A 12,300-nucleotide genomic window follows, 5' to 3' on the forward strand; every position below is an offset into this window, starting at 1 on the left:
CCCGGGTGCAGGGCAAGGTGAAAGACCCTCGATTGCCTCTGGAGCCCGCAGCGGTGCCAGACCTGCCGGCCCGGCGGGCACCGCACCGCTGCGCACCGCAACTCCCCTGGCCGTGCAGGCCCTTGGGGCGTGCAGCCGGGCTGCCGGAACCGCCGCAGCCGGGGCGGGGCCCGCGACACCGATCACCGCGGCCTGGCCACCTTGCGGAGTCCGAAGTGGGTACTCTCCGACCGAGCCCACAAGTTACCGCCCAGTAGGCCCGTTCTCGCCGGTACGGGGAGCCCGCCCATGCAACTCGCCGCGATCATTGTTGCGCTCCTCCCTTGCCGTCGTCGGCTCGGCGCTGTTCGCACGCGCCATCGGCGAGTTCATCCGGTACTTCAAGCTCGGACAGCCGGTGCCGGCCCGCACCCGGACCGACCACCCCTGCCGGCGCGGCGCGGCCCTGGTGAAGGAGTTCCTCGGCCACACCCGGATGAACCGGTGGGGCGTCGTCGGTGTGGCGCACTGGTTGCACCGGTGACTCCGCCCGCCGCCTGGGCAACGAGCCGCTGTTCCAGGAGCTCGGCATGGAGAACGTGGCCGCGCTGAACATGGCGTTCGGCGAGGACGACGAGGACGAGAGCACCAAGAAGCCGAAGTCCTCGAAGAAGATCGTCGCCACCTGCCCGCACTGCCTGAACACGATCGGCAACGAGTACCCGCAGCTCGGCGGCGACTACGAGGTCATCCACCACACCCAGCTGCTCCAGCACCTCGTGGATGCGGGCAGGCTGGTCCCCATCACCCCGGTCACAAGATCTACACGCCCCCGCGCGAGATCATCGCCAGCGTCCCGGCATCCGCAACGAGGAGATGCACCGCCACAAGGAGCGCGGCTTCTGCTGCGGCGCCGGCGGCGCGCGGATGTGGATGGAGGAGCGCATCGGCAAGCGCATCAACAACGAGCGGGTCGACGAGGCGCTGTCGGTGAACCCGGACATCGTGTCCACCGCCTGCCCGTTCTGCCTCGTGATGCTGACCGACTCCGTCAACGGCAAGAAGAACGACGGCAAGGCGAAGAAGTCCATCCAGGTCGTCGACGTCGCCCAGCTCCTGCTGGACTGCGTGAAGACCCCGGCCGATCCGCAGGACTCGGCCAAGACGCAGAGCACGCCGGAGCCGGAGCCGGTGAAGTAACAGCGGCCGTACGACGCAACTGACGCCTCACGGGCATCTGGTACGAACGCTGCGTGAGGCACGAGGCGGACCAGCCCGCGGCGTGTTCCCGGCACAACGAGACACGACCTGCACAGGACGCAGCGAGCGCGGAACCGGGCGGCTCCACCGTTCAGAGCCGGTATCCGATGCTCCTGCGGTCGGTAGGGCCGAGAAGATGACCGCAGCCTTCGGGCAGTGCCCCCTCCCGCCCGGGGAATCCGCGGGTGCGGTGGTGGCCCGTTCGAAACCTGGCGGTGCACCGCCTCGCGCACGGCTCACCCGCCCTGCAGGTGGCCCGCCGCCCCGGGCGGCAAAAGGGCCGCGCCGGCTCGGGACGTGGACAGTGCGCGCGCCCACACTGCCGGGCCATGCAGGGTGTCAGAGCGTGTGGCCGGGCTGCAGCCGCCGGCCGCAGCCCCGGGCACACACGCCCGGCCTCCTCGCAAATTCCCACCGGGCTCAGGCCACCAGGCCTCTCAGAATCCGGGCTCACCCATAGGCACTGAGGACGGCGCAGGCCCCCGCTCCGGCCGGCCTCAGGCGGCGTAAAGATCGAAGGTCGAGCTGCGCCGCACTCCGGCGACGACGTCCAGTTGCGGGTCGACGGCCAGCATGGCCTGGTGCAGCCGCTGCACCTGCGGCGAGGGCTCGACGCCCAGTTCGTCGATCAGCCGGTTGCGCAGCTGCCGGTAGACGGCGAGGGCCGATGCCTGCCGCCCCGACCGGTACATGGCCACCATGGCCTGCGAGTGCAGCCCTTCGTGCTGCGGGTAGCGCGCCGTCAGCTCGGCGAGTTCCGCGATGAGTTCGGCGTGCCGGCCGAGCCGCAGATCGGCGTCGATCCGCCGCTCGACGGTGCCGAGCCGGCTCTCCTCCAGGCGCATGACCTCGATCCCGAGGATCGGTCCGACCCGTACGTCGACCAGCGCGGGGCCGCGCCACAGCTCCAGCGCCTGCCGGAAACGGGCGGCCGAGGTCGCGTCGTCCCCGGTCTCGAAAGCCGACCTGCCTTCGGTGACCATGCGTTCGTACTCGTGCACGTCGACGCTCTCGGCCGGTATCTGCAGCAGATAGCCGCCGTGGCGGGTGGCCAGCACTTCCTTGGCCGTGCCGGGGGCGTCGGGCCCCATCGCGGTGCCCAGGCGCCGGCGCAGTTGGAGGATGTAGGTCTGCAGCGTGGTGAGCGCGCTCTGCGGCGGCTCGGTTCCCCAGATTTCCTCCATGAGCATGGGAACGGGCATCACCCGTCCCGGGTAGAGGGCCAGCAGGGAAAGAATCTGCCGCGGCTTACCGGCCGTCGGGACAATCGATCCCCCATTGACCTCGGCACTCAACGGACCCAGAACCTGAATCTTCACTGCTTTCCTCCGTAGCTCGCCGAGTTCCTCTCATGGCTGAATTCCGTCACCGTCAGCACACTAGCCAAAATCGCGCCACACCCTCCTTTCTTCGACCAGAGCTCGAGGATGTTTCAGCGGAACACCTGGATCCGCACAATTGATCCGCTCAGGAATAGCGGACGCCTCCTGGCACCGGACGCGTCCGGCGTATCACGGAATACTCTTTCCGGTCCCCGCTCCCGTGGAGTTTTGCTGCAGAGAAACCGAAATGCGGGAACCCGGCCGCTCCGCCCGCCGGGCATGCCCGGCGGGGACGGGTGCCGTCTGTCCCCGCGTCAGGGGAAGCGCGCGGCTCCGGCGCAGCCGGTGGGGGGAGGGCCCGGATGCGTGATCAGCGGCCCGGGCGGCGGGAGGGCCGGCCGTCCGGGGGCAGGGCGGCGAAAGCCGGCCACGGTGTGCACCGCGGCTTCGGCGGCCGGGGGACGGCACCGGCGGCAAGGCGGGCGGGCCGGGCCGGGGCAGGGCGGGGCGGGCTGCGGTGTCCTTCTGCGCGCTCAGGGCCGTGACGGCGCAGACGGTGGCGGCCGTGGCGGGAGAGCCGGCGTACGGTCCGTGCGGGCCGCGCTGCCGGGCCACTGCCGGATCCCCCAGGGGCGCCGGCGTGTTCGGGCCGTGCACCAGGGGCGGCGGCGCGCCCGCGGATCAGGGCGGCGTGGACGGCTCGGCGGCCTCGGGGGCCGGCGCCTGCCGCGTTCCGGGCGCCGGCCACCGGGTGCCACCCGCTGCGCGCAGGCCCCCGGGGGCGGGCGCGGGCACTCAGCTCGTCGACACGAGCCGCTCCTTGGCCGCGTGAGGTGCCGCCGTGGACTCGGGGCTGGCCGTCAGGACGGACCGCTGCAGGCGCTGCAGCCCCGCGGACGGCTCCAGACCGAGGTCGCGTACGAGCGTGGCACGCAGCCGCTGATAGGCCTCCAGGGCCTCTCCGCGCCGCCCCGAGCGGTACAGCGCGAGCATGAACTGGCCGTGCAGGCTCTCGTGCGTGCGGTAACGGTTCACCAAAACCGTCAGCTCGGCCAGCAGTTCACGGTGGCGTCCCAGCCGCAGATCGGCCTCGATACGCTGGTCAAGAGCGCACAGCCGGCTCTCCTCAAGACGCTTGATCTCCGTCTCCAGCTGCTCCCCGACCTGCACGTCCGCGAAGGCGGTGCCGGACCACAGCGTGAGCGCTTCGCGCAGCTGGCGTGCGGCGCCGGGGAAGTCACCCGCGTCCATGGCCCGGTATCCCATGCCCGCAAGACGCTCGAACAGGCGGACGTCACTGGGTCCGCCGCCGCTGGCCAGCAGATAGCCGCCGGGCATCGTCACCAGCACGTCCTTGGCGGTGCGCGGTGCGCCGGGTCCGTCCGCACCGCCGTGGCCGTCCTGCTCCAGGGCCACGGCGATGAGTTCCCGCAGCTGCAGGACGTAGGTCTGCAGGGTGGTGCGGGCGCTGCGCGGCGGGGTGAGGCCCCACAGCTCCTCGATGAGGGCGGAGACGGGCACCACCCGGTCGGCGTGCAGTGCCAGCAGAGCCAGAACCTGGCGCGGCTTGGGGGCCGTCGGCGTGATGGAGACGCCGTTCTCCGTGACGGCCAGTGCGCCCAGTACCTTGATGTCCACGCGATCTCCCCTGTCTTATGCACGAGCTCCGGTCAGTCCGTGGCCGCCAGCAAAGGCCAGTCCGGCTCCCTGCCAAGACTAAAAACAGCACGTGCGGTATGTCAATATCAAACCGCGCATCCTGTATCTCTTCCGCTCCGAGTCGAGGTCATGCGTCCCCCGAGCAGGCCGGATGCTCGATCTCCAGTGGAACTCAAGGCGTTCGCGGGGCATCCTTGAGGGATCCTCAAGGGGTAGCGGGGAAGATGCAACTGAGGCCCAGGTCTTAAACAGACCTCTTGGTATGCAAATTTGGGGGGCTGGCCCGCGCGGACTGCTCCTGCGGGGGACGGCGGTCAGCAGGTTCGAGCCCGCGCACACCAGCCCGTCCAGGTTCTGCCGGCCGGCGAGCAGCGGCAGCAGGACCTCCCAGAAGCGGGTGACGCTGCGGCGGGAGAGCCAGGAGACGTCCTCGCCGCCGAGGATCTCGAAGCCCGCGGTCGCGGCGACGATGACGCGGGCGCCGTCCGCGGCGGACACCCCTTGGGCCAGGGCGCCGCTGCGCTCGGCCCGGCGCAGGCTGTCCTCCACCCAGCGCTGCCACTGCCTGCGCAGGGAGGGCCCGCCCCGGCGCGCGGCGTCGCCGGCGAGTTCGAAGCCGCCGCGGACCACGATGTCGCGGGCGAGGCTGTCCATCAGCTCGTGCGTGGCGTCCACCACCGTCTGCAGGGAGTCGCCGTGGCGGGCCCGCGCCGTCTCGGTGATCCGCCCGAGGGCCTCGGCGGCCTGGGCCCGGACCGCTTCGGCGAGCCTGTTCTTGCTGGCGAAGTGGAAGTGCAGCGCACCGTTGCTGACACCGGCCCGGCCGCTGATGGTGCTCAGCGAGGCGGTGACGAAGCCTTCCTCGGCGAACACCGCGGCCGCGGCCTGGATCAGCGCGTGCCGGGTGCGCACCGCTCGCTCCTGTTTGACCATGTGCACTCTCCTACACAGAGCGGGAGACCGGGGGCCGCCGCCGCACCGGCGTCCCGCGTCCCGTGGGCGTGGTGCTACTGCGGGGGATTGCCGTGCTTGCGGGAGGGCAGGTCGGCGTGCTTGCTGCGGAGCATGGCCAGGGAGCGGATGAGGACCTCGCGGGTGGCGGCCGGGTCGATGACGTCGTCGACCAGGCCGCGCTCGGCCGCGTAGTAGGGGTGCATGAGCTCGGTCCTGTACTCCTTGACCATCTTGTGCCGCATGGCCTCGGGGTCTTCCGCCTCGGCGATCTGCCGGCGGAAGATGACGCCCGCCGCGCCCTCGGCGCCCATCACGGCGATCTCGTTGGTCGGCCAGGCGTAGGTCAGGTCGGCGCCGGTGGACGCCGAGTCCATCACGATGTACGCGCCGCCGTAGGCCTTGCGCAGGATCAGCGAGATCCGCGGCACGGTCGCGTTGCAGTAGGCGTACAGCAGCTTCGCGCCGTGCCGGATGATCCCGCCGTGCTCCTGGCCGACGCCGGGCAGGAATCCGGGGACGTCCAGCAGGGTGACGAGCGCGATGTTGAAGGCGTCGCACATCTGGACGAAGCGTGCGGCCTTCTGCGACGCCTCGATGTCCAGGACCCCGGCCAGGGACTGCGGCTGGTTGGCGACGATGCCGACGACCTGGCCGTCCAGCCGGGCCAGCGCGCAGATGATGTTGCGGGCCCAGCGCTCGTGGACCTCGAGGTACTCGCCGTCGTCGACGATCTCCTCGATGACGGCGGCCATGTCGTAGGGCCGGTTGCCGTCGGCCGGCACCAGGTCCAGCAGCACCTCCGAGCGCCTCTCGGCCCGGTCACCGCCCAGCGCCCTCGGCGGGGCCTCCCGGTTGTTCTGCGGGAGCATCGACAGCAGGTAGCGCACCTCCGCCAGGCACGTCTCCTCGTCGTCGTAGGCGAAGTGGGCCACACCGGAGGTCTCGGCGTGCACGTCCGCGCCGCCCAGGCCGTTCTGCGTGATCTCCTCACCGGTCACCGTCTTGACCACGTCCGGGCCGGTGATGAACATCTGCGAGGTCTCACGGACCATGAACACGAAGTCGGTCAGCGCCGGGCTGTAGGCCGCGCCGCCCGCGCACGGGCCCAGCACCACCGAGATCTGCGGGATCACACCCGAAGCCCTGGTGTTGCGCTGGAAGATGCCGCCGTACCCGGCAAGCGCCGAGACACCCTCCTGGATACGGGCCCCCGCGCCGTCGTTCAGCGACACCAGCGGCGCCCCGGTGGCAAGCGCCATGTCCATGATCTTGTGGATCTTCGTGGCGTGGGCCTCGCCCAGCGCACCGCCGAAGATGCGGAAGTCGTGCGCGTACACGAAGACCGTACGGCCCTGGACCGTCCCCCAGCCGGTGATCACACCGTCCGTGTACGGCTTGTTCATCTCCAGCCCGAAACCGGTCGCCCGGTGCCGGCGCAGCTGCTCGACCTCCCGGAAGGAACCCGCGTCCAGCAGCAGCCCGATCCGCTCCCGCGCGGTCAGCTTGCCCTTGGCGTGCTGCGCCGCGGTCGCCTTCCCACCGGGACCGGCCAGCGCCTGCTCACGGATGCCGTGCAGTTCCGCCACCCGCCCGCGGATATCGGTGGGCCCCGGTCCGGCCGGTGCCAGGGCAGTCGTCATCGCCATGTCAGGTGCCTTCCTGGGACAAGACCGTTCAGGCCCCGTCCCGGATCGTGACAGCATAATAACAAACCGCACGCGCGGTTTCTATTGTACGTATTGCGGGGGCCGCCGCCGGCCTCAGCGCCGGCCCCCGGCCTCAGTGCCAGCCGTCGGGCGCCGCGTAGGCGTCCGGCGTGCGCCACCACCGCATCCCGGCGACCGGCGGCTGCCCGGGCGCCTGGCGTGCGGGCGCCCGCACGGCGAGCAGCACCGCGACCACGGCGGCCAGTTCCGCCTCGTCGGGCCGGCCCCGCTCCACCCTGATCAGGACTTCCCTCCCGTCCATCCGACCGCTCCCCCTTCACCTCGGGCCTTAGGGACACGGTCGGGCAGGCCGCTCAAGAATGGCTTTGAGATCACTTGAGGTGCGCCGGCGGGCCGCCCCTGACCCGCCCCGGCAGACACCAGCCGTCACACGGCCCGGCGTGCGGGGACGACCTGCGGGTCCCGGGCGGGCCACAGGCCGCCAGGCGATCACCCGCACATCGGGGAATGCGCCGCTCCTTTTCGCGCCGGGCGGAGTGCCGCGTTCCTTCTAGAAATTAAACCGGGTGGTATGTATCTTCGCTCTCCTGAGGGCTCTGCCACTTACATTCAAGCCACAGCGGCTCAGGGGGAATCATGTCTGCGAGCACGTTCCACAGGAACCGCGCGATACGCAGCGCGGCACACACCGGGAGCGACACGGCCCTTACCGGGACCGGTGCCCTGCCCCACCGGTCCCTGACCACCACGGTCCCCAAGGAATTCGTCCACCGCGCGAGCGTCGCCGAGGTCATGCTGACCGACTGGGCGCGCATGGACGACGATCATTTCTGCGTCGAGGCCCAGTGGCCCCGCGGACACAGCTTCTTCGTCAACGTGGACGACTGCCACGACCCGCTGATCGCTGCCGAAACGATCCGCCAGGCCGGCATCCTCCTGGCGCACACCGAGTACGGCGTCCCGCTCGGCCACCACTTCCTCATGTGGGACCTCGCGATCGACGTCCGGCCCGCGCACCTGCGGGTCGGCAGCGCACCCGCCTCGCTCGAGCTGGACATCACCTGCCACGACGTCAAGTGGCGCCGCGGCAACCTGGCAGGGTTCCACTACAACGTCACCATCCGCCGGGGCCCTCACATCGCCGCAACGGGACGCGCCGACTTCACCTGTGTGCAGCCGGCGACATACAACCGCCTGCGCACCCAGCAGCTGGACGGGGCGGCCCGCGCTGCCCCTCACCGCCCCGATAGCACCCCAGGACGTCGGCCGGGTCTCCCCCATGGACGTCGTCCTGTCCCCCATCGGGCAGCCCAACTCCTGGCAGCTCAGGGTCGACACCCGCCACCCCGTCCTCTTCGACCACCCCACCGACCACGTACCGGGCATGGTGCTGCTCGAGGCCGCCCGCCAGGCCACCGCCGCCACCGCGGGGCGCCCGGTCATCCCCCTGGACATCACCAGCGAGTTCAAGCGCTACGCCGAACTGCACACGCCCTGCCTGATCGAAGCGCGCCCTGCGCCCGGCACGGACACGGACCGGCCGCAGTCCGTGCTCGTGACCGGACACCAGGAAGGGCAGCTCGTGTTCCGCTCCACCGTCACCATGGCCCCCCTCACCCAGTGAGCCAGCGGCCCGTGCCATGACCCGCCCGGCGCGGCGGCCGCCCCGCCTCATCCGCCGCGCCGGACGCGAACACCGCCACACGGCCCATCGCCCAGACACCGAAAGTTCCGGCACGGCTCGTGACCCGCTCCACCGTCACCATGGCCTGCCTCACCCAGTGAGCCAGCGGCCCGTGCCATGACCCGCCCGGCGCGGCGACTGCCCCGCCTCATCCGCCGCGCCGGGCACGAACGCCGCCAGATGGTCCTTCGCCCAGACACGGAAGGTTCTGGCCGGGCGGCCGGTCACCGCGCGCACCGTGTCCTGAACCTGCGCCTTGGCTCCCGCCCGCTGACGTTCCGCGCTCTGCAGCAGCGCCTCGACGACCGGCACCGGATAGCGCCGGCCCAGCGCGAGGCGCGCCTGGCCCGGGCTCAGTTCCTCCAAGCGCAACGGCACCCCGAGCAGCCGGCCGAGCTGATCCACCTGCTGAGCCGCACTGAGCGCCTCCGGCCCGGTCAGCGTGTAGGCCCCTCCCGCGTGCCCGTCCTCGGTCAGGACGCGCACGGCCACCTCCGCGACGTCCCGGGGATCCACGCAGGCATTGACAGACGACCCATACAGCGCCCGGACCACGCCTTCGCAGCGCACGGACCGCGCCCAGGACAGCGTATTGGACATGAACGCGCGCGGACGCAGCACAGTCCACTGAAGACCCGAGGCACACAACACCTCCTCACCGGCACGCTGCCACCGGGTGACCAGGTCATCGGCACAGCGGTCAACAACAGCGGCCGCCGAGAGCTTCACCACCCGCCCGACACCGGCCATCTGCGCAGCACGAATGAACCGGACATCGTCACCGCCGGCGACATCACCGGTCACCAGGAACGCCGTGCGAACCCCCGCCAGAGCCCGGCCAAGCGACCGCGGATCCCTGCAGTCCCCCGCAACTATCTCCGCAGTCTCAGACGCCCCCCTCACCCGTGCCGGATCCCGGGCCATGACACGAACGCCCACATCCGCCCCCAGCAGCCGGACCACCTCCCGGCCCACCGTCCCGGTGGCCCCCGTCACGAGAATCATCACACCCCTCCCCACCCACCCGCATGCCTGCCCGCATGCCCGCCTGCCTGCCACACACCGACCGCACCTGCCGCGCCCCACAGCCCCCTCGTCCCTCGTCCGTCGTCCGTCGTCCGTCGTCCGTCGTCCGCCTGCAGGCTTCACGCCATTCCTTGAATTCGGCACGACCGGAGGGCTGCGCACCACGCGACTACCTGTAAGATACAAACTAGACGGTTTTTTTGTAAGGGGTCTCCGGGCTCATCGATTGGAGGAGGCCGACATGGTCAAGCAGGACCGGGCAATCCGGACACGGCGAACGATCCTCGTCGCCGCGGCCAGGATCTTCGAGGAACGCGGCTACCAGGCCGCGACCATCAGCGAGATCCTCGCCGCGGCCGACGTGACCAAGGGGGCCCTGTACTTCCACTTCCCCTCGAAGGAACACCTGGCCCAAGGAGTGCTCCACGAGCAGGACCAGCAGCTGCCCATCCCCGACCGCGCCTGCAAGATCCAGCAGATCGTGGACACCGTGCTGCTGCAGGCATACCGGCTGCAGACCGACCCGATGGTACGGGCAGGCGTGCGGCTCTCACTCGACCAGCAGGCCCACGGACTCGACCGCAGCGGCCCCTTCGTACGCTGGGCCGAGGTCGTCACCGAACTGCTGGAAAAGGCACAGACCCAAGGCGAACTGCTCCCGCACGTCCAGCCGAAGGAAACCGCCGACGTCATGGTGGGCTCCTTCGCCGGCGTCCAGGCCATGTCCCAGGCCATGTGCAACTACCAGGACCTGCTGAACAGGGTCGCCGCCCTGCTGCGGCACCTGCTGCCCAGCGTGGTCCTGTCCTCCGTCCTGACCTCCGCAGACCTCACCGAGAGCCGCGGCGCAGCGGTCTTCGAGGAACTTCAGGCACTGGCCACATCCGCACGCCGGCCCTAGACACCCCAGCCAGCCAGACCCCCCGCCACCACACCCCGGGCACCCCCGGCAGCCGGGGCAGCCGGGGCAGCCCGGGATGCCCGGGGTGACCGGGGTGACCGGGGTGACCGGGGTGTCCGGGGTGTCCGGGGTGTCCGGGGGGCCGCCGAACCACTGCCCCAGCGCCGCCTCAAGCCCCTCACCCCCCGGCCCCCAGGCGACATACCCGTCGGGCCGCACCAGCAGCGCCTCGCACGGCAGCTGCGGCGTCCGCGCCGCCCGCACGATACGCAGCAGCGAGCCCCAGCCCCGCGCCTGCCGAAGATAACGGCCGCCCCGCTCACCGAACAGCAGCAGCAGGGGCCGGCCCTCACGCAGCAGCCCGATCACATCAGCAGGACCCTCACGGGTAGCCAGCTGGACATTATGCAAAAACCTTCCCTCCCACGGAGAGGGCCGCGCGGTACGCGGCGGAAGAACCGTGTCCTGGGCACTGACCATGGCCGCCAGCGCGCCACCCTCCCCGCCACCGGCCAGCAACCGGCCGAACAGCACACGCAGCCGGTCGAACTCGGGCCCCGGCCGCATCAGAGCCAACTGGGCCCGCGCACTGTCGATAACCCGCTGAGCAGCAGGCCGGCGCTCGGCATCATAGGTGTCCAGCAGCCCCGCGCCCGCACCGCCACGCACCGTAAACGCAAGCTTCCAGCCGAGGTTGACCGCATCCAGCAGCCCGGTAGACAGCCCCTGCCCACCGATCGGGAAATGCACATGCGCCGCATCCCCCGCCAAAAAGATCCGCCCCCTGCGGTAGGACACCGCCAACCGGGAGAAATCACTGAACCTGCTCAACCACCTCCCCTCCCCCAACGCGACATCCCGCCCCGCGATCCAGCACACCTCCCGCCGCAACTCCTCCAAAGTCAGCGGCACACCACGCTCAACATGCGCACCCCCGCAATTAAGAGTCCGCAACCGCACCACACCCCCCGCCACCTCCTTGGCAACAATCCACCCCCGCTCCGTACGATGCCACCCCGCCTCAAGAACCCCACCCCCCACCACACGAACATCACCCGCCAACGCCGACACCGTGGCCGGACACGTCCGCGACACAAAACCCCCCTGCTCCCGCACCACACTGCGCGCACCATCCGCCCCCACCAAATACCCACCCACCAACCCCACCCGCCCCCCCGGACCCTGCGCCGTAACACCCACCCCCTCCCGCCCCTGCCACACCCCCGTCACCCGATACCCACGCAAAACCCACGCACCAGCCACCCGCGCCCGCCACTCAAAATGACGCTCCAACTCCTCCTGCGAACACTTCAACACCGCCTCCGGCTCCCCCAGCAGGAACCGAAATCACCAACCCCGGAATCCCCCCAAAATGAAACAAACCACCCCCCACACCACCCCCACCCACCAACCCCCCCAAATAACCACGCCTCACCAAACACTGCACCGCACGCGCATGCAACGTCGTCGCCTTCGGCCACCCCGACACACCCCGACAGCCGACTCCACCACCACCGTCCGCACCCCAAACCCCGCCAACTCCGCAGCAAGAACCAACCCCACCGGCCCCCCACCCCACAACCACCACCTCCACCCGCAAACCCCACACCGACCCCACCCCCGACCACCCACACCAACGAACCCACCGACAAAAACCGCCAGACAAACCACCAACAAAACCACCAGCAAACGGGGTCCCCCGGTTGGACGGTTCTTTGCAAGCCATTGACCGACCTACACAACCAACCACCACACCCCACACCCCACACCCCACCCACCCCACACCCATGCCACCGACCACCCACACACAGACCCACAACCCCCTCCCCCGAAACCCGCACCACCCAG

9 protein-coding genes and 3 pseudogenes are annotated in these 12,300 nt (G+C 70.4%); 5 read left to right on the forward strand and 7 right to left on the reverse strand.

All coding sequences use genetic code 11. The features are described from left to right. Positions 1 to 310 precede the first annotated feature (310 nt). Complete coding sequence (locus QQY66_RS50080) at positions 311 to 523, forward strand: hypothetical protein (protein ID WP_301976963.1); 213 nt, start codon at positions 311 to 313, stop codon at positions 521 to 523. Further along, a pseudogene (locus QQY66_RS50085) lies at positions 513 to 1,179 on the forward strand ((Fe-S)-binding protein); the annotation flags it as partial. The gene QQY66_RS50080 and the pseudogene QQY66_RS50085, both read left to right, overlap by 11 nt. A gap of 557 nt (positions 1,180 to 1,736) precedes the next feature. Here the strand turns inward: QQY66_RS50085 and QQY66_RS50090 are convergent. The 5 genes from QQY66_RS50090 to QQY66_RS50110 form a co-directional block, all read right to left on the reverse strand. Beyond that, positions 1,737 to 2,558, reverse strand: a complete 822-nt coding sequence (locus QQY66_RS50090; RefSeq protein ID WP_301976964.1) for an AfsR/SARP family transcriptional regulator — start codon at positions 2,556 to 2,558, stop codon at positions 1,737 to 1,739. Between the two features lie 798 nt (positions 2,559 to 3,356). After that, entirely contained in the window at positions 3,357 to 4,199 is an 843-nt protein-coding gene (locus QQY66_RS50095) for an AfsR/SARP family transcriptional regulator (RefSeq protein WP_301976965.1), read from the reverse strand. A 78-nt stretch (positions 4,200 to 4,277) separates the two neighbouring features. Continuing rightward, positions 4,278 to 5,153, reverse strand: coding sequence for a ScbR family autoregulator-binding transcription factor (locus QQY66_RS50100; RefSeq protein ID WP_301988012.1), 876 nt, complete (start codon positions 5,151 to 5,153; stop codon positions 4,278 to 4,280). 74 nt (positions 5,154 to 5,227) lie between these two features. Continuing rightward, positions 5,228 to 6,814, reverse strand: a complete 1,587-nt coding sequence (locus QQY66_RS50105) for an acyl-CoA carboxylase subunit beta (protein WP_301987078.1) — start codon at positions 6,812 to 6,814, stop codon at positions 5,228 to 5,230. Between the two features lie 139 nt (positions 6,815 to 6,953). Next, positions 6,954 to 7,142: an acyl-CoA carboxylase epsilon subunit gene (locus QQY66_RS50110; RefSeq protein ID WP_301976967.1), complete on the reverse strand. Its 189-nt coding sequence runs from the start codon at positions 7,140 to 7,142 to the stop codon at positions 6,954 to 6,956. Between the two features lie 491 nt (positions 7,143 to 7,633). Here QQY66_RS50110 and QQY66_RS50785 point away from each other — a divergent pair. Further along, positions 7,634 to 8,065 (forward strand): annotated as a pseudogene (locus tag QQY66_RS50785) (AfsA-related hotdog domain-containing protein); the annotation flags it as partial. 55 nt (positions 8,066 to 8,120) lie between these two features. Beyond that, entirely contained in the window at positions 8,121 to 8,465 is a 345-nt protein-coding gene (locus QQY66_RS50115) for an AfsA-related hotdog domain-containing protein (RefSeq protein ID WP_301988013.1), read from the forward strand. Positions 8,466 to 8,615: 150 nt separating this feature from the next. On the opposite strand, the gene QQY66_RS50120 is transcribed toward QQY66_RS50115, so the two are convergent. Continuing rightward, positions 8,616 to 9,530 carry an NAD(P)H-binding protein gene (locus QQY66_RS50120; protein WP_301988014.1) on the reverse strand — a complete coding sequence of 305 codons (915 nt, stop codon included), beginning with the start codon at positions 9,528 to 9,530 and terminating at the stop codon, positions 8,616 to 8,618. Between the two features lie 262 nt (positions 9,531 to 9,792). Between QQY66_RS50120 and QQY66_RS50125 the strand changes: the two genes are divergently transcribed. After that, complete coding sequence (locus QQY66_RS50125) at positions 9,793 to 10,452, forward strand: ScbR family autoregulator-binding transcription factor (protein WP_301976970.1); 660 nt, start codon at positions 9,793 to 9,795, stop codon at positions 10,450 to 10,452. A gap of 198 nt (positions 10,453 to 10,650) precedes the next feature. Here the strand turns inward: QQY66_RS50125 and QQY66_RS50790 are convergent. Continuing rightward, positions 10,651 to 11,769, reverse strand: a pseudogene (locus QQY66_RS50790) (FAD-dependent monooxygenase); the annotation flags it as partial. Positions 11,770 to 12,300: the final 531 nt, after the last annotated feature.

This window comes from Streptomyces sp. DG2A-72, assembly GCF_030499575.1.
GTDB lineage: Bacteria > Actinomycetota > Actinomycetes > Streptomycetales > Streptomycetaceae > Streptomyces.